Source organism: Streptomyces sp. H27-H1 (assembly GCF_026627445.1).
Lineage (GTDB): Bacteria > Actinomycetota > Actinomycetes > Streptomycetales > Streptomycetaceae > Streptomyces.
The window spans coordinates 56,609-75,450 of sequence record NZ_JAPNLJ010000027.1; the positions used below are offsets into that span (position 1 = coordinate 56,609).

Genomic DNA, 18,842 nt, shown 5'->3' on the forward strand with positions numbered 1-18,842 from the left:
AGTACTGTGCAACCAGCTGACCCACGAAGAAGGAACGTCCCGTGCCCACTGGTTCTCGCCGCCGTGCCGGCGGCCCGCCCGCCCGCACTGGACGCGCCGCCCGCACTGGACGCGCCGGACGCGCTGGATGCGCTGGGTCCAAGGGATGACCCGCGTCGACACGGCCGCGGCCACAGTCGAACGACCGGCGTCCTTCCGGATGGCGCGGGCCCGGCGCCGGCGGCTCCTGGGGCTGGGCATCGTCCTCGCGGTCCTCGTGGTCGCGGCCGTGGTGTCCCTCGCGGTCGGCGCTCGCGCGCTCAGTCCCGCCGAGGCGTGGCACGGGCTGTTCGCGGGGCCGGACCCCGACCAGAAGGTCTCGGAAGCCAGACTCATCATGCGCACCGTGCGGGTGCCGCGGACGGTACTCGCGATCGTGGCGGGCATCGCGCTGGGCGTCGGCGGGGCGCTGATCCAGGGATATACGCGCAACCCCATCGCGGACACGGGTCTGCTCGGGGTGAACACCGGCGCGTCGTTCGCCGTCGTGTCGGCGATCGCCCTGCTCGGGCTCACCGACCCGTTCCAGTACGTCTGGTTCGCATTCCTGGGTGCCGCGATCGCCGGTGTCGTCGTGTTCGGGCTCTCCAGCATCGGCCGCGGCGCCGGTAACCCGCTGACGCTCGCCCTGGCCGGACAGGGTGTCACGGTGTTCCTGATGGCGATGACGACGGCGATCGCACTGTCGGACAAGGCTGCGCTGAACGCCCTGCGTTTCTGGAACTCCGGATCGGTGGCGGGTGTCGGCTTCGACGTGATCTGGCCCGTGACCGCCTTCATCGTGGTCGGGCTGGTACTGGCCCTGTGCACGCTGCCCTCCGTCAACCTGCTCAACATGGGCGACGACGTGGCGCGCGGACTGGGCGTGAACATCGCACTGATCCGGACCGTCGGCATCGTCGCCATCACGCTGCTGGCGGGCGCGGCCACGGCGGCCTGCGGTCCCATCGCGTTCCTCGGACTCATGGTGGCGCACGTGGCCCGTTATCTGGCCGGGCCCGACTACCGCTGGCTGGTGCCGTACGCGGGTCTTCTCGGCGCGGTCGTCCTTCTGGTCTGCGACATCGTGGGCCGTGTCGTGGTGCGGCCGGGCGAGCTGGACGCGGGCGTCCTCGTGGCTCTCCTGGGCGCCCCGTTCTTCGCGGTCCTGGTGTGGCGGGGAAAGTTCAAGAGCGCATGAACGTGACAGTGGTGAAGCGGCCGGTGACGCCGGGAGTGCGGCTCGGCCGGATGTCGTTCGTATGGCGGCCCAGGATCGTGCTGGTCACGCTGCTGCTGATGGCGGCGACCTTCCTGGGGTTCTGCCTGTCCATCGCCGTGGGGGACTTCCCCCTGAGCCTGCGGCAGGTGGTGGCCACGCTGTTCGGCGGCGGTGAGCAGGTCGACCAGTTCGTGATCATGGACTTGCGCATGCCGCGGGCGCTGGCCGGGCTCGTCGTGGGCGTCGCCCTGGGGATGTCCGGGGCGATCACCCAGTCCATCGCCCGCAACCCGCTGGCCAGTCCGGACATCCTGGGGATCACCGGAGGCGCCAGCGCGGTCGCGGTGTGCCTGGTGACGGTGTCGGGCGGGACCGCCGCCGCGGTCGTCAGCACCGTGGGCCTGTCCGGGGCGGCGCTCGCCGGCGGTCTCGCCACGGGGCTGCTGGTGTACTTCCTGGCGTGGCGGCGCGGGGTCGACGGCTTCCGGCTCATCCTCATCGGCCTCTCCGTGAGCGCCGTCATGGAGGCGATCACCACCTGGCTTCTGGTCACCGCCGACATCAGGGACGTGGCGCGGGCCCAGGCGTGGCTGGTCGGTTCCCTGGACAACCGGTCGTGGGGCGAGGTGTGGGTGGCCCTCTGGGGCACCCTCGTCCTCGCGGTCGTCGTGGCGTGCGTCGCCTTCCAGTTCAAGCCGCTGCACTTCGGCGACGACGTGGCCGCGGGCCTCGGCGTCCGCTATTCGCTGGTCCGGGCCGTCCTGCTGCTGTGCGCGGTGCTCCTGGCCGGCTTCGCGGTGAGTGCGGCGGGACCGGTCCCGTTCGTGGCCATGGTCGCGCCGCAGGTGGCGATCCGTCTGACGAAGTCCCCCACACCGCCGCTGGTGGCATCCGCCATTACGGGAGCGCTGCTGCTGATCGGCGCGGACCTGGTCGCCCGTACGGTACTGCCGGTCAGTCTGCCGGTCGGCGTGGTCACCGCGGCGATCGGCGGCCCCTTCCTCATCTACCTCCTGGTGCGGGCGAATCGCCGCTAGGTGATAGAAAGGTTAGGCAAGCCTAAATATAGGGGGGGCCATGGTCGCTCAGTACATCTCCGGGATCGAGTCCGGGGTTGCCGAAGTCCCGCGGTTGGCGGCCAAGGGCGTCACGGTCGGGTACGGCGACCGGACCGTCATCGACGCGCTGGACGTGACGATCCCGCCGGGGGTGGTGACCACGATCATCGGCCCCAACGGGTGCGGCAAGTCGACCCTGTTGCGGACCCTGTCACGCCTGCTCAAGCCGACCAGCGGATCCGTCGTGCTCGACGGGGAGGACATCGCCCGGCTCCGCACCAGGGACGTGGCGAAGAAGCTCGGCCTGCTGCCCCAGGCCCCGGTCGCGCCGGAAGGCCTGACCGTGGCCGACCTGGTGGCCAGGGGTCGCCATCCGCACCAGAGCTGGCTGCGCCAGTGGTCCTCGGACGACGCCTCCGTGGTGGAGCGGGCACTGGCCATGACCGGGGTGGCCGATCTGGCCGACCGTCCCGTCGACGCCCTGTCAGGGGGACAGCGTCAACGCGTCTGGATCTCGATGACCCTCGCTCAGGGCACCGATCTGCTGCTGCTCGACGAGCCCACGACCTATCTGGACCTGGCCCACGCCATCGACGTGCTCGACCTGGTCGACGACCTCCACGAGTCGGGATGCACCGTGGTGATGGTGCTGCACGACCTCAACCTGGCCGCGCGCTACAGCGACAACCTGATCGTGATGAAGGCGGGTTCGGTCCTGGCGCAGGGCCACCCGCGCGACGTGCTGACCGCCGAGCTGCTGCACGAGGCATTCGGCCTGCGTGCCATGGTGATTGACGATCCGGTGGGTGACCGGCCGCTGGTTGTGCCGATCGGACGGACCCATGTCCAGAGTGCGGGCAGCCGGACCGAGAGCAGCTGAGCTTAGGCTAGGCTTACCTCACTTCCCCGGGGTACGGTTTGCCTGCCCTAAGTGGGGCCGCAGTGGACAGTACGAAAGCAAGGGATCCCGCATGCTCCTCGACCGAACGACACGTATGAAGCCCTGGCGGCAGCTTGCGGCAACCGTGTCCGCCGCGGCCCTCGGTGTGGGTCTCCTCGCGGGCTGCGGTTCCGACTCGGCGGACAAGGGCAAGAAGGACGACAGCGCCAACGCCCCGGCCGCCACCGGCGCGTTCCCGGTCGAGGTCGAGCACTTCTTCGGGTCCACCGAGGTCAAGAAGGCACCCCAGCGGGTCGTGTCGGTCGGTTACACCGATGACCAGACCATCCTCTCCTTCGGCATCAAGCCGGTCGGCATGGTCGACCAGTACCCGAACCCGGCGGGCCAGAGCCCCGACATCAACACGCAGTGGCCCTGGGTGAAGGACAAGTGGGGCGAGACCAAGCCCGAGGTCATCATGAGCAACGGTGACGCCGGCCCCAACTTCGAGAAGATCGCGGCCCTGCGCCCCGACCTGATCATCGCGGTCTACTCCGAGGTCGACCAGGCCGCCTACGACAAGCTCTCCAAGATCGCTCCGACGGTCGGCCGCACGAAGACGGAGAAGGAGCCCTTCAGCGCTCCGTGGCAGGACAACGCCCTCCACATCGCCAAGGCGCTCGGCAAGGCCGACGAGGGCAAGGCCATGGTCCAGGGCATCCAGGACAAGCTCGCCGCGGTCAAGAAGGCGCACCCCGAGTTCGCCGGCCAGACCGCCGTCTCGCTGTCCTGGTACAAGGACGCGGTCAACCCCTTCACCACCACCGACGTGCGCGGTCAGCTCCTGACCGGCATGGGCTTCAAGGGTCAGACCGAGATCGACAAGATCGCGGGCAGCGGCTTCTCCACCGCGCTCTCCCCGGAGCGCATGGACCTCATCGACGTCGACCGCGTCTTCGTCATCAACGACAAGGCCGACACGGACGCGCTGAAGAAGTTCGACCTCTTCGCCAACCTGAAGGTCACCAAGGCCAACAAGGTGTCCTACCTGCTGGACAGCGAGGGCCCGGCGGCCGGCGCGGCCATGTCCCAGGCCACCCTGCCCTCCCTGCCGTTCGCGATCGACGAGCTCGTCAAGTCGGTCGGCTAGGTGTGAGCGCCACGGACACTCGGGTCGCCCCGGCAACCCTGCGTACGACGACCGGACGTGAAGCAGCCCGATGGGTCGCGGCGAACTGCCGCAAGATGCCCTGGCTGACGTCCGCCGCCGTACTCAGCACGGTCGCCGGGGCGGCTCTCCAAATGCTCCCCGTACTGCTGCTCGGCCAGGTGGTCGACGGAGTCACCGGGGGCGAACCGCGTTCGGTCCTGGTCACGATCGGGGCATGGATGGTCGCCGCCGCGCTGCTCGGCGCGGCGGCCGCCGCCGTATCGGCCTACCTGATCGGGCGGCTCGGCGCCGACCTGCTCGCGCAGCTGCGCGAAGGCGCCGTCCGGGCCGTACTGGGCATGCCCAGCGCCCGGGTCGAACAGGTGGGCCGCGGTGACGTGCTCTCCCGGGTCGGCGACGACGTCGCCGTCCTGTCCAAGGGCATCCGGTCGGCCATCCCCACCGTCTTCTCGGCGGGGGTCCTGGTGGCCATCGCCACGGTCGGCATGTTCGGGCTCGACTGGCGGCTCGGCCTGGCGGGCGCCTGCGCGCTGCCGGCCTACGCGCTGGCCCTGCGCTGGTACCTGCCCCGCTCCGCCCCGCTCTACCAAAAGCGCGCTGTCGCCCAGGCCGAACGGGCGCAGTCGCTGATCAGCGGCCTGAACGGCATCGAGACGGTACGGGCGCACCGCCTGGAGGAGGCCTTCCGGGAGAAGGTCTCCGACGACTCGAGGCGGGTGCGGGACCTCGGGATCGAGGTGTTCCACTTCTTCGGCCGGTTCGTCGGCAGGGAGAACCGGGCGGAGTTCATCGGCCTGTCCCTGATCCTCGTGGTGGGCTACTTCCTGCTGGAGACCGGCTCCGCCACCCTCGGCGAAGTGGCGGCGGCCCCGCTGGTGTTCCACCGCCTGTTCACCCCGCTGGGCGCGATCATGTTCACCTTCGACGAGGCCCAGAAGTCGGGCGCGAGCCTGACCCGGCTCGTCGGGGTGCTGCACGAGTCCACCGAGGAACGGCTGGTGGGCGACAGGGCCGCGGCGCTGGTGGACGAAGGCCCGTACCCGGTGACGGTGAAGGGGCTGACGTTCGGTTACCCCGGAACCGACGAGCCGGTCCTGAGCGACGTCAGCCTGACGATCCCGGCGGGCGGCTCACTGGCCCTGGTGGGCGCGACGGGCGCCGGCAAGACGACCCTGGCCGCACTCATCGCCGGCATCGGGACCCCGCAGGCCGGGTCGGTGCGGATCGGGTCGACCGACCTCGCCGATCTGGACGAGGCGGGTGCCAGGGCGATGGTGAGCATCCTGACCCAGGAGGCACACGTGTTCTCCGGGCCGCTCTGCGACGACCTGCGGCTGGCGGCGCCGGAGGCGAGCGAGCGCGAACTCATGGCCGCGCTGCGCATCGTAGGCGCGGACGAGTGGGTCGAAGCGCTGCCCGACGGGCTGGACACCGCCGTCGGCGAGGGCGGCAGCCGGCTGGACGGCACCAAGGTCGCCCAGATCGCCCTGGCCCGGCTGGTGTTGGGCCGGGCGCCCGTGGTGGTGCTCGACGAGTCCACCGCGGAGGCGGGCAGCGAGGGGGCCGCCGAGCTGGAACGGGCCGTGCTGGCCGCCTGCTCCGGCCGGACCACGCTGTTCGTGGCCCATCGGCTGACCCAGGCGGTGGCGGCGGACCGGATCGCCGTGCTGGATGCGGGACGCGTCGTGGAGCAGGGCACGCACGAGGAGTTGGTGGCCCTGGGTGGCCGCTACGCGCGACTCTGGCGGGCCTGGAGAGACGCTAGTTAGGCCACCCTAATTTAGGTTAGGCTAGCCTTCGTACCTTGGAAGGGTGTTGAGTCTTCAATGATGGAACCGAGCGCTCGTCTCGTGCTGATCTCTCCCACGCGCCTGGCAGACGTGCGCCGGCGTACCGGCGGATACTCCGACCGGACCATCGCCGAGGCCTGTGCCATCGGTCTGGCGTACTGGGCGACGGGCGAGAGCCCCGACGGCATCGACCTGGTCTCCGGCACGCTGTTCGCCGACGTCCTCGGATGGGTCGAGAACGGCGGCGCCGCGCCGAGCGGCTGGCAGACCGGCGAAGCCGCCCCGGACGGTATGGCCATCACCCTTCCCGAGGGCGTCCTGACGTCCGACGCGCAGCTCGCGCTGGACGACCTGGCGGACTTCCCGGACCGGCCCCTCGGCACCATCAGCCCGTCCGGGGTGACGGAGCGGCTGGTCACCCTCGCCGAATGGAACGACACCGGGGCCGACCGGCTCCGGCCGACCATCGTGGAGATGTTCCGCGAGCAGGCACGGGTCCGGCCCGACGCGGTCGCCATCGTCGACGAGAACCGGTCGCTGACCTACCGCCAGGCAGCCGAGCTGTCCGCGCAGTTGGCCCACCACCTCATCGGGCGCGGACTTGACTCCGAGCAGGTCGTGGGCATTTCGCTGGGCCGATCCGCCGACATGGTCATCGGCCTGCTCGGTGTGCTGCAGGCCGGCTGCGCCTTCGTCCCGCTCGACCCGCAGTGGCCCGCAGCGCGCCGCGCCGTCGTCATCGACGACGCGCGGGTCGTGGTGCAGCTCAACGACTCCGGCGAGCACGACCCCGCGGAACCGGCCGCCGTCGCCGTCGACCTCGACGACTGGCTGTACACCGCCCACCCCATCGAGGCCACCGGAGTCACCGCGCACGGCAACTCCCTGGCCTACGTGATCTTCACCTCCGGTTCGACCGGCCGCCCCAAGGGCGCGATGATCCGGCACGAGGCGATCAGCGAGCGCCTGCTGTGGCAGGTCAACGAGATCCTGGGATTCGGCCACGACGACGCCTCGCTGTTCAAGGCGCCGCTGTCCTTCGACATATCGATCAACGAGATCTTCCTCCCGCTCGTGTGCGGCGGCCGCCTCGTCGTCCTGCGGCCCGGCGGCGAACGCGACCCGCACCACCTGCTCAGCGTGATCGCCGAGCACCGCGTCACCTTCACCTACCTCGTGTCGTCCATGCTGGACGTCCTGCTGGAGATCGCCGGTGACTCCGACCGGCTCGACAGCATGCGGCACGTGTGGTGCGGCGGCGAGGTGCTCACCCCGGAGCTGTACGAGCGCTACCGCACCCGGCTCGACATCCCGATGTACCACGGCTACGGACCGGCCGAGACGACCATCGGCGTCTCCCACGTCATCTACCGGGGCGAGGCGGAACGCCTGTCCACCTCGATCGGCAAGGCCAACCCCAACACCCAGCTGTACGTCCTCGACGACGAGCTGCGACCCGTCCCGGTCGGCGTCGGCGGCGAACTCTACGTCGGCGGCTTCCTCCTGGGACGCGGCTACGTGGGCGCCCCCGGCCTGACCGCGTCGCGGTTCGTCGCGAACCCCTTCGGAGACGACGGATCCCGGCTGTACCGGACCGGTGACCTCGCCCGGTTCGCCCCCGACGGGTCGCTGGACTTCCTCGGCCGCGCCGACAATCAGATCAAGATCCGCGGCATGCGCCTCGAGCTCGAGGACGTCGAGGTCGGTCTCGCGGAGCACCCCGGGGTGCGGCACACCTGCGTCATCGCGAAGAAGAACAGCGCGGGCGGCACCTACCTCGTGGGCTACGTGATCCCGGCCGCCGGAGCCGGGGAACTGCGGGCGGACGAGGTCAAGGCCTGGGCCACCGGGCACATGGTGGAGTACATGGTGCCCGCCCACATCGTCGTGATGACGCAGTTCCCGCTCACCGCGAACGGCAAGCTCGACCGGCGCGCACTGCCCGAACCCGAGGTCGCGACCGGTGTGTTCGTCCGCCCCTCCACCGACGACGAACGCGCGGTGTGCACGGCCGTCGCGTCCGTACTGCGGCTGGAAGCCGTCGGTGTGGACCAGGACTTCTTCCAGCTCGGCGGAGACAGCATCCTCGCGATCTCGCTGCTGAGCGCGCTGCGCGAGGCGGGCCTCTACGTCACCGCCGGACAGATCTTCGCCAACAGCGTGCTGGGCGCACTGGCCGCGGTGGCCAGCCGCGAGGACGTGGCCCGAGTGGACCACGGGGACGTCGCGACCGGCTGCGTCACGGGATCGCCCGTCGTCCAGTGGCTCGGCCGCACCACGGACACGATCGACGGCTTCGTACAGGCCGTCGCACTGAACACCCCGGCGGACCTCACCGCCGAAGCCCTCGCCGCGGTCCTCGACTCCGTCGTGACCCGGCACGACATGCTGCGCGCCCGCCTCGTCCGCGGCGACCGCTGGAGCTTCGACATACCGCAGGCCCACGGAACCACGGCCGACTGGCAGCAGAGCGACCTGCCGCTCGAGGCGTGCGTGGCCCTCGCCACCGAAGGCCTGGACCCGGACAACGGCGTGATGCTGCGGGCCGTCTGGCGCCGCGAGGCACACCAGCTGGTCGTGGTCGTCCACCACGTGGTGGTCGACGGCGTGTCCTGGCGGGTCCTGATGGAGGACCTGGCCACGGCATGGCGCCAGTTCACCGCGGGCGAGGAGATAGAACTGCCCGCGGTGGGCACCTCGTTCCGGCGCTGGACCCAGCTCCTGGAAGGCGCGGAGTTCGACGCGGACCGCGCCTACTTCGAACGCCCCCTGCCGGGCCCCGACGCGCGGCTCGGCCGACGGGCGCCGTCGCAGACCGACACGGTCGAGCGGGAGCGGAGCCGGACGCTCACGCTCGGCTCCGAGGCCACGGCCGCCCTGCTGGGCGAGATCCCCGCGAAGTTCCACGCGGGCGTCAACGACGTCCTGCTGACCGCGCTCGCCGTCACCCTCGCGCGGTGGCGCCGCGACCGCGGCCAGGAGCAGACCTTCGCGCACATCGAACTCGAGGGCCACGGACGCGAAGGACGCCACGTGGCGGGCGCCGCCGGCATCGAGCCGGAGCTGTCACGCACCGTCGGCTGGTTCACGACGCTGTTCCCGGTGACCGTGGACCCCGGCACGACCGGCGACTTCACCGCCCCCCAGTACCTCGCCGCCGCACTCAAGGCGGTCAAGGAGGACCTCGCCCGGGTACCCAGCAACGGCGTCTCCTACGGAGCCCTGCGCTACCTGGCCGACGTCGCTTTCACGGCTCCCGCTCCCCAGGTCCTGTTCAACTACCTGGGCCGCTTCGACGCGGGCTCCTCCGGGGACTGGCAGCTCTCCGGAACCACCGGGCAGCTCGGCGAGAAGCGCGACCCGAGGATGCGGCTGCCGCGCGCCCTGGAGTTCAACGCGATCGCCGAACCCGCCGCCACCGGCGAGTACGAACTCGTCACCACCATCACCTGGCCCGAAGGCATGTTCACCGAAGAGGACGTCGAGGCGATCGGCGGCTACTTCGAGGCGGCCCTCACCGCCCTGGCCGCCCTCGAACAGGGCGGCCACTCGCCCAGCGACTTCCCGCTGGTGCGCCTCACCCAGGCCGACGTCGACGCCCTGGACGGACCCGCGCTGCGCGCCGTCCTCCCGCTGACCCCGCTGCAGGAAGGCCTGTACTTCCACTCGGTCTTCGACGACGACTCCGCGGGCAGTTACGTCGAACAGCAGCTGCTGACGCTCGAAGGCGAGCTCGACGCCGGCCGCCTCGCGGCCGCGACCACCCGGCTTCTCGCCCTGTACCCGAACCTGGCCGCCCGGTTCACGGCCCTCGCCGACGGCCGTGTCGTCTCCGTGCTGGAAAGCGGCGCCGAGGCGCCCTTCACCACCCTGGACCGGCCCGGCATCACCGACGAGGAGCTCCACGACCTCGCCGAGCGGGACCGCCGCGCCGGATTCGACCTGGCCGCCGGCCCGCTGATGCGGTTCACACTGGTCCGAGACCCGCTATCCGGCCGCAACGTCCTGGTGCAGACCGTCCACCACATCATCGCCGACGGCTGGTCGGTGCCGCCGATGCTCCGCGCACTGCTCGCCGAGTACCACGCGCCGGGGAGCACGTATCCGCTGAGCGGCTTCCCCGACTACGTGGGCTGGCTCGCCGCACGCGACGCGGACGAGAGCGACCGGATCTGGGGCGCCGAACTCGCCGGGCTGCCCGGTCCCTCGCTGGTGGCCGAGGAGCACACCCCGTCCGACCGGTTCGCCGACACCTCGGCGCAGCCGGAGCACGACATCGACGCGGCCGCCCGGTCCGCCGGTGTACCCCTGAGCGTGGCCGTGCACAGCGCCTGGGCGGTGACCCTCGGCGGCATCCTGCACTCCGCCGACGTGGTGTTCGGCTCCACGGTCTCCGGCCGCGACGCGGACGTGCCCGGCATCGGTGACATGGTCGGCCTGTTCATCAACACCATCCCGCTGCGTGCGCGGTGGGCCGCCGGCACCACGGCGCGCGAGCTGCTCTCCTCGGTACGCGAACACCAGGGCGCGGTACTGCCGCACCAGCACGTCTCGCTGGCACGGATCGGCCGGCAGGCCGGCGTCGGCTCCCTCTTCGACACCCTCGTCGTGTTCGACGTGGCCACCGACGTGGCCGCCCTGCGCCGGACCGGCGACACCCTGGCCGTCACCGGCCTCGTCAACGAGGGCGCCCCGCACTACCCGCTGACCCTCGTCGTGGAGCGGTCCCTCGACGGACGCCCGCGCTTCAACCTGATCTACGACGGCGAACTGCTGCGCGAGAGCAGCGCCCAGGACATCCTGAGCCGGTTCACCCACACCCTCACCGGCCTGCTCACCCGGCCGGACGCCCCGGTCGGCGAGCTGGCGCCCGAGGACGGCAGGACCCCCGCACGGATCACCCCGGCCACCCTCGGCGAACTGTTCGACGCCGCGGCGGACCGGGACCCGGCGGCCACCGCCGTCACCCAGTGCGCGCTCGACGGCACCACCCGGTCGCTGACCTACGGCGAACTCGCCGACGCGAAAAACGAACTGGCCGCCGCCCTGCGCGCGGCCGGGGTCCGGCCGGGACGGCGCGTGGCCGTGGCCGTACCGCGCACCATCGAGCAGGTCATCGCGCTGGTCGCGATCGTCAGCGCGGGCGGCGCGTACGTACCCCTCGACATGGCCTACCCGGACGGCCGGCTGGAGTACGTCCTCGCGGACGCCGCCCCGCAGGTCGTCCTCGTGGACCGAGGGCAGCGCGAGCGCTTCACGGCCCTGCTGGAGCGGGCGGGCGTCAGCGCCCGCGTCCTCGTACAGGGCGACGAACTGCCCGAGGAGGCCGCGGAGTCCGCCGCCGACGAGGTCAGCTGGCACGACCCCGCCTACGTGATCTACACGTCGGGGTCGACCGGCAAGCCCAAGGGCGTCGTCGTCCCGCACTCCAGCGTGGTGACGCTGCTCGCCAACACCCAGCCGGACATGGACTTCGGCCCCGACGACGTGTGGGTGCAGTTCCACTCCTACTCCTTCGACTTCGCGGTCTGGGAGCTGTGGGGCGCGCTCGTACACGGCGGTGAACTGCTCGTCCCCGACTACGGGCTGACCCGCTCCCCGGTCGACTTCCACCGCCTGGTCCGCGAGCGCTCGGTGACCGTGCTCAACCAGACCCCCTCGGCCTTCTACCAGTTCGTCGAGGCCGACCGGCACGCCGGCGAACCGCTCCCCGCCCTGCGCCGGGTCATCTTCGGCGGCGAGGCGCTGGACCTCGGCCGGCTGCGCGGCTGGGTCGAGCGGCACGGCGCCGCCTCGCCCGAGCTCGTCAACATGTACGGGATCACCGAGACCACGGTCCACGTGACGCACCGGGTGCTGACCGAAGAGGACTTCGGCCCCGGCGACGAGGTGAGCCCCATCGGCGGCCCCATCCCCGGCCTGGCCACCTACCTGCTCGACGACCGGCTCCGGCCGGTGCGGCCGGGCCGGGTGGGCGCCATCTATGTGGCCGGCGACCAGGTGTCCCTCGGCTACCTGGGCCGGCCGGGCCTCACCGCCGGCCGGTTCGTCGCGAACCCGTTCGCCGGCGACGGCTCCCGGATGTACCACACGGGCGACCTCGCCCGCCGCACCCTCGACGGGGAGCTGGAGTTCACCGGCCGCGCGGACGACCAGGTACAGCTCAAGGGCTTCCGCATCGAGCTCGGTGAGGTCGAGTCCGCGCTGCGCGACCTGGACGGCGTGGTCGACGTGGCCGTCACCGTCGCCGACAGCGGCGACCACCTGGTCGCGCACGTCGTGGGCCGGGTGCCCGGAGACCTCTCCACGCTCCTCGCCGAGAAGCTGCCCGTGCACATGGTGCCGGGCCGGGTCCTCCCGGTGGACTCCCTGCCGCTGACCGTCAACGGCAAGCTGGACCGCAAGGCGCTGACCGAACGGGCCGCGCAGGACGACACCCCGGTCGCCGTCACCGGCTCCGCGCCGGCCTCGCTGACCTCGCTGGTCGGTATCTTCGCCGACACGCTCTCCCACCCGGCGGCCGACGCCGACACCGACTTCTTCGGCGCCGGCGGCGACAGCATCATCGCCATCACCGTGGTCAACCGGGCCAGGGCCCTCGGCCTGCCGATCGCACCCCGCGACGTATTCCTGCTGAAGACGCCGCGGGCACTCGCCGAGCTCCTGGGCACCCGCGCTCCGCAGGACCACGGATCCGCCGCTACGCCCGCCCCCGCGCGCCGCGAGGACGGCCCGGTGGCGCCCACGCCGATCATCCTGCGCCAGCGCGCGCTGGGCGGTTCCCTCGACCGCTTCGCCCAGGCCCGGGCGGTGACGGTGGCCGAAGGCACCGCGTTCGCCGACGTCGAGCGAGCCGCCGACGCCGTACTGGCCGCCCACCCGGCCCTGCGGATGCGGCTGAGCACCGAGCACGGCGTGTGGACCCTGCGCACCGAGCCCGCCCGCACGGCCACCGTCGTCCACGCGGACACGGCCGACGCCGCGGCCGCCGCGAACGAGGCGGCCGGCCGGCTCGACCCCGAGACGGGGGACGTCACCGCGTTCACCTGGCTCGCGGCGACCGGCACCCTGGTGGTCACCGTGCACCACATCGCGGTCGACTCGGTGTCCTGGCTGATCCTGCTGGACGACCTGGCCACCGCCCTGCGCGGGGAGACCCTCGCACCCGCGACCACCTCCTACGCCGAGTACGCCGAGGCGCTGACCCTGCGGGCCGCCGGCAGCGCCGACGGCCTCGGACACTGGGACGCCACCCTCCAGGCGCCGCCCCTGCTGCCCGCGTTCGGCGGGCTGCGCGAGACCACCGTGGTCCTCGGCCCCGAGGCCAGCGACCGGGTGACGCGCACCGCCCCCGCCGCGCTCGGCATCGCACTCACCGAGCTGCTGTGCGGCGCGCTGCGCACCGCCCTGACACGGATCCAGCCGTCGCCCACCGATCTCGCGATCGAGCTGGAGCGGCACGGCCGGGTCGCGGAGCTGGAGCACCACGACTACACCCGTACCGTCGGCTGGTTCACCGCCATCGCGCCCGTCCGGCTCACCGCGCACACCGACCCGGTCGCGGCCGCCCGCGAGCTCGCCGAGCGGCAGCCGGACGAGTCCGGGCACATCTCCTACGGGCGCCTGCGCTACCTCAACCCGCAGACGGCCCCGCTGCTCACCGCCCGGCCGCAGGTGCTCTTCAACTACCTCGGCCGGGGCAGCGAGTCCCAGGCGCTGCACATCACCGGCGGCGACCGGGGCAGCCCGTACGCCGTGGAGGTCAACGCCTGGACCGACGCGGCCACCGGCAGCCTGCACGCGGCCTTCACCCTCGCCGAGGAGATCCCCGACGAGATCACCGCGCACTGGCTGGACGCCCTGGAATCCCTCGCGGAGGCCTCCGCGACGGCGGTACGCACCGCGCCGGTCACCGCGCTCCAGCGAGGCCTGTTCTTCCAGGCCCAGATGGCGGGCACGGCCGGACACTACGTCGCGCAGAGCTACTTCGCCCTCGACCGGCGCCTGGACACCGACGCCCTGGCCGAGGCCATGGCCTGGGTGATGGACCGGCATCCGGTCGTCGGCGCCGGCTTCACGACCGACGACGACGGCAACCCGGTCCAGGTCCTCAGGGCCGGCCGTCGGGCCGGCGTCCACACGGTCGAGCTGTCGGGCGACGAGGAAGTCGAAGCCCTGCGCGTCCGGGACCGCAACACCGGATTCGACCCGGCCGAACCGCCGCTGATCCGGCTGACCGTGATCCGGCTGCCCGACGGCCGCGACGGCCTGCTCCTCAGCTACCACCTGCTGCTGTGGGACGGCTGGTCCCGCGCGATCGTGCTGCGGGACCTGTTCGAGGCCTACCGGGCCGTACTCGCCGGCGAGAAGCCGGCCGCGACCCCGGCCGTGCCCGGCTTCGAGGACCACGCCCGGAGTCTCGCCGCCAAGGACCCGGCCGTCTCGGAGCGGTTCTGGGCCGAGCACCTGACCGGGCTCTCCGGCCCGACACTGCTCGCCGGACCCGCGCCGGCCCTCTCGGACGACCTGCCGCCCGCGCTCGTCCACACCCTCTCCGCGGAGCAGTCGCAGCTCCTGCGGGAGACGGCCAAGACGCACGGCGTCACCCTGAACTCCGTCCTCACCGGCGCGTTCGGCCTGCTCCTCGGCGCCCACACCGGCCGCGGCGACGCCGTGTTCGGCGTGACCGTCTCCGGCCGCGAGGGCGAGGGCCTGTCCGACATCGTCGGCGTGCTGCTCAACACCGTGCCCATGTGGACCAGGGCCCGGCCGCACGACACCGTCAAGGACTACCTGTCGGCCGTCCAGGCGGCCCGGGTCGACGCGATGGAGCACGAGCACCTGGGGCTCGGCGAGATCCAGCGGGCCAGCGGCCACGACACCCTGTTCGACAACCTGTTCGTGCTCCAGAACTTCCTGGACATGGACGCGCTCGCCGAGATGAACGCCCGCAACGGCATCACCGAGGTGAAGTCGGACGACTCCACCCACTACCCGTTCACCTGGGTCGTCACCCCCGGCGACCGGCTCACGGTCAAGCTGGAGCACCGCCACGGCGACACCGACAGCGCCCGCGGCCTCCTCGACGACTACGTCGGCGTGCTCCAGGACCTGTGCCGCTCCACCGGACCGGTGGGCGCGCTGCCCGGCCTCGGGCCGGTGCCCGGGCCCGCCGTCCGCACGGACATCGGCACCGACACGGTCGTCGACCGGTTCGACCAGGCGGCGGACCGCTCACCCGAGCGGATCGCGCTCGTCGCACACGGCCGGAGCATGACCTTCGCCGAACTCCGTGACCGCAGCCGCCTGCTGGCGGGCGTGCTCGCCGGACGCGGCATCGGACCGGAGCGGACCGTCGGGCTGGCGATCCCGCGCTCGCCGGACTGGATCGTGGCACTGTTCGCCGTGCTGCGCACCGGAGCCGCGTACGTACCGCTGGAGCTGGACCACCCGGACGAGCGGATCGCCTCGATCGTCGCGGACGCCCGGCCCGAGGTGATCCTCACCGTCAGCGCCGTCTCACCCAGGCTGACCGGCGACCTGATCGAACTGGACCGGCCCCTTCCGGACGCCGAACCGCTCGTGACGTTCACGCCGGACGACCCGAACCGGCTGCGCCACCCCGCGTACACGATCTACACCTCCGGTTCGACCGGGAAGCCCAAGGGCGTCGTGACCGAGTACGCCGGACTCACCAACATGCTGATCAACCACCAGCGCCGCATCTTCGAACCGGTGCTGGCGGAGCACGGCAACCGGGTCTTCCGGATCGCGCACACCGTGTCCTTCGCCTTCGACATGTCGTGGGAGGAGCTGCTGTGGCTCGCCGACGGCCACGAGGTGCACATCTGCGACGAGGAGCTGCGCCGCGACGCGACCGGCCTGGTCGAGTACTGCCGTGAGCACGGGATCGACGTGATCAACGTGACCCCGACCTACGCACAGCAGCTGGCGGCCGAAGGCCTGCTGGACAACCCGGACCGGCGCCCCGCGCTGGTGCTGCTGGGCGGCGAGGCGGTCACCCCGACGCTGTGGCAGCGTCTCGCGGAGACCGGCGGAACGGTCGGCTACAACCTGTACGGGCCCACCGAATACACCATCAACACCCTGGGGGTCGGCACCTTCGAGTGCCAGGACCCGGTGGTGGGCGTGGCCATCGACAACACCGAGGTGTTCGTACTGGACCCGTGGCTGCGGCCGCTGCCGGACGGAGTTCCCGGTGAGCTCTATGTCTCGGGCATCGGCATCGCCCGGGGCTACCTCGGCCAGCCGGCCCAGACCGCGCACCGGTTCGTCGCGTCCCCGTTCGGCGAGCCCGGCGAGCGCATGTACCGTACCGGCGACCTGGTGGTCCGCCGGCCGGACGGGAACCTGATGTACCTCGGCCGCACCGACCAACAGGTCAAGATCCGGGGCCACCGGGTCGAGCTGGGCGAGGTCGAGGCCGCGTTCGCCGCGCACCCGGCGGTACGGTTCACCGCCGCCGTCGCCCAGCCCGACCCGCAGGTGGACGGCGCCTACCGGCTGGCCGCCTACCTGGTGCTGGACGGCTCCGACCTGGCGGCCGTCGCCGCCGAGGTGGGCGCCGCACTGCCCGACTACCTGCGCCCGACGCACTACGCTCAGGTCGACGGCATCCCGCTCACGGTGAACGGGAAGGCCGACACCAAGGCGCTGCCGGAGCCCAAGCCGCTCGGAGCGCTGACCACTTCGGGCGAGCGCGGCCCGGAGACCGAGACCGAGGCCGTGGTGTGCGAGTACTTCGCCGAGGCCCTGGACCTGGACGACGACGAGGTGAGCGCGGTGAGCGACTTCGTGTCCCTCGGGGGACACTCCATGCTGGCCGTACGCCTGGTCGGACTCCTGCGCCGTGAATTCGGCCCCGCGATCACCATCCGTGATCTGCTCACCCTGCGAACCCCCGAAGCGATTGCCCGGCACCTTGATGACAACTCCTGACGTCCAGAGATCCCGCAGCGCGGGATCCGACATCCTCCGGACCGCCATACGCCGCAACACCGGCGCCATGGTCTGGGGAACCGTCCTCATGGGCCTGTACCAGGCCGGCGAGACGGCCTTCCCCATCGCGCTCGGCCTGATCGTCGATCACACGATGCGCGAGCGGAGCCCGGCGGCCCTCGCCCTCTCGATCGCCGCGCTGGCCGTGATCATCACGACCGTCTCGCTGTCGTGGCGGTTCGGCATGCGCATCCTGCAGAAGGCCAACACGACCGAGGCCCACCACTGGAGGGTGCGGGTCGCGGCCTGCGGCCTGCAGCCGGTGGCCCGGGACGTCGACCTCAAGTCCGGCGAAGTGCTCACCATCGCCACCGAGGACGCGGACCAGACCTCCGACATCGTCGAGGTCGTACCGATGCTGATCAGCTCCTCGGTCGCGGTGCTGGTCGCGGCGGTCGCGCTGAGCCTGGCGGACCTGCGGCTCGGCCTGCTGGTCATGGTCGGATCGGCTCTCATCCTCTCGACCCTCGGAGTGATGTCGAAGCGGATCGGCAGCAGCACCCAGGAGCAGCAGGCCCGGGTGGCGCGGGCGGGTGCGAAGGTCGCCGACCTGATCACCGGCCTGCGCCCGCTGCACGGCTTCGGCGGCAACCACGCGGCGTTCCGGTCCTACCGGAAGGTCAGCACGGAGGCGAAGCAGCAGGCGATCACCGTCGCCCGGGTGAACGGCGTCTACACGGGCACCGCGCTGGCGCTGAACGCGAGCCTCGCGGCCTCGGTGACCCTGACCGCCGGCTGGCTGGCCTTCGACGGGCAGATCAGCATCGGGGAACTCGTCATGGCCGTGGGCCTGGCGCAGTTCATCATGGAGCCGCTCCGGCTGTTCTCGGACATGCCGAAGTACGTGATGATGGCGCGCGCTTCGGCGGAGCGGATGGCCCTGGTGCTGTCCGCCCCGCCGGTGGCGGCCCCGGGGACGGCCCGCCCGGCACCCGGCGGGAACCTGGAGATCGACTGCGTCAGGTACGAGTCCCTCCAGGGCCTGAAGTTCCAGGTCCCGGCAGGCGAGTTCACGGCGATCGCGGTCTACCAGCCTCGGGCGGCCGCCGAGCTCGCCTCGATCCTGGCCGTGAACGTGCCGCCGGCCGCGTACGGCGGAGTGGTGCGGCTCGACGGGCAGGACCTCGCGGACCTGTCGGTCGAGGCGGTCCGCGAACTGATGCTGGTGAACCCGTACGACGGGGAGATCTTCGCGGGAACCCTCCGTACGAACATCGACCCCTCGGGCACCAGCCGGACGGTCGCCGAGGCCGTCGAGGCGTCCATGCTGACCGATGTCGTCGCCCTGCACCGCGAGGGACTCGACTACGAGGTCCGCGACCGCGGCTCGAACCTCTCCGGAGGACAGCGCCAACGGCTCTCGCTGGCACGGGCGCTGGCCGCGGACTCCGACGTACTCGTCCTGCGGGACCCGACCACGGCCGTGGACGCGGTCACCGAGCAGCTCGTCGCACGCAGGATCGCGGAGCTGCGCCGGGGCCGCACCACCGTCGTCATCACCAGCAGTCCGGCCCTGCTGGACGCCGCCGACCGGGTCCTCGTCCTGGACGAGGGCGTCGTCACGGCCGAAGGCACGCACCGCCAACTGCTGGCCGACGACCCGGCGTACTGCCTGGCGGTGACCCGGTGACCCGGTGACCCGGTGACCCGGCACTGACGCATGACGGGGCCCGGGGGGCCCGGC

General features: G+C 71.7%; 7 protein-coding genes. All 7 read left to right on the forward strand.

Features of this window, described 5'->3' with window-relative positions:
• Positions 1–145 precede the first annotated feature (145 nt).
• The 7 genes from OTB20_RS26305 (at position 146) to OTB20_RS26335 (ending at position 18,788) form a co-directional block, all read left to right on the forward strand.
• On the forward strand, positions 146–1,219 hold the full coding sequence (locus tag OTB20_RS26305; protein ID WP_267821101.1) for a FecCD family ABC transporter permease: 1,074 nt from the start codon (positions 146–148) through the stop codon (positions 1,217–1,219).
• The gene (locus tag OTB20_RS26310) at positions 1,216–2,277 is read left to right on the forward strand and encodes a FecCD family ABC transporter permease (RefSeq protein ID WP_267821103.1); all 1,062 of its coding nucleotides are present in this window, start codon (positions 1,216–1,218) and stop codon (positions 2,275–2,277) included. The genes OTB20_RS26305 and OTB20_RS26310 overlap by 4 nt, the downstream gene beginning before the upstream one ends.
• Before the next feature lie 40 nt (positions 2,278–2,317).
• Positions 2,318–3,178: an ABC transporter ATP-binding protein gene (locus tag OTB20_RS26315; RefSeq protein ID WP_267821104.1), complete on the forward strand. Its 861-nt coding sequence runs from the start codon at positions 2,318–2,320 to the stop codon at positions 3,176–3,178.
• A gap of 91 nt (positions 3,179–3,269) precedes the next feature.
• Positions 3,270–4,328 (forward strand): iron-siderophore ABC transporter substrate-binding protein, encoded by a 1,059-nt coding sequence (locus OTB20_RS26320; RefSeq protein ID WP_267821106.1) that lies wholly within the window; start codon positions 3,270–3,272, stop codon positions 4,326–4,328.
• Positions 4,329–4,330: 2 nt separating this feature from the next.
• Complete coding sequence (locus tag OTB20_RS26325) at positions 4,331–6,118, forward strand: ABC transporter ATP-binding protein (protein ID WP_267821107.1); 1,788 nt, start codon at positions 4,331–4,333, stop codon at positions 6,116–6,118.
• A gap of 57 nt (positions 6,119–6,175) precedes the next feature.
• Positions 6,176–17,098 carry a non-ribosomal peptide synthetase gene (locus OTB20_RS26330; RefSeq protein WP_267821108.1) on the forward strand — a complete coding sequence of 3,641 codons (10,923 nt, stop codon included), beginning with the start codon at positions 6,176–6,178 and terminating at the stop codon, positions 17,096–17,098.
• Entirely contained in the window at positions 17,085–18,788 is a 1,704-nt protein-coding gene (locus OTB20_RS26335; protein WP_267821110.1) for an ABC transporter ATP-binding protein, read from the forward strand. The genes OTB20_RS26330 and OTB20_RS26335 overlap by 14 nt, the downstream gene beginning before the upstream one ends.
• The last annotated feature ends 54 nt before the right edge of the window (positions 18,789–18,842 follow it).

Excerpts from the sequence above, each read along its gene's own strand:
- OTB20_RS26305 (WP_267821101.1), top strand. The coding sequence starts at position 146 with ATGACCCGCGTCGACACGGCCGCGGCCACAGTCGAACGACCGGCGTCC.
- OTB20_RS26310 (WP_267821103.1), top strand. The coding sequence starts at position 1,216 with ATGAACGTGACAGTGGTGAAGCGGCCGGTGACGCCGGGAGTGCGGCTC.
- OTB20_RS26315 (WP_267821104.1), top strand. The coding sequence starts at position 2,318 with ATGGTCGCTCAGTACATCTCCGGGATCGAGTCCGGGGTTGCCGAAGTC.
- OTB20_RS26320 (WP_267821106.1), top strand. The coding sequence starts at position 3,270 with ATGCTCCTCGACCGAACGACACGTATGAAGCCCTGGCGGCAGCTTGCG.
- OTB20_RS26330 (WP_267821108.1), top strand. The coding sequence starts at position 6,176 with ATGATGGAACCGAGCGCTCGTCTCGTGCTGATCTCTCCCACGCGCCTG.
- OTB20_RS26335 (WP_267821110.1), top strand. The coding sequence starts at position 17,085 with ATGACAACTCCTGACGTCCAGAGATCCCGCAGCGCGGGATCCGACATC.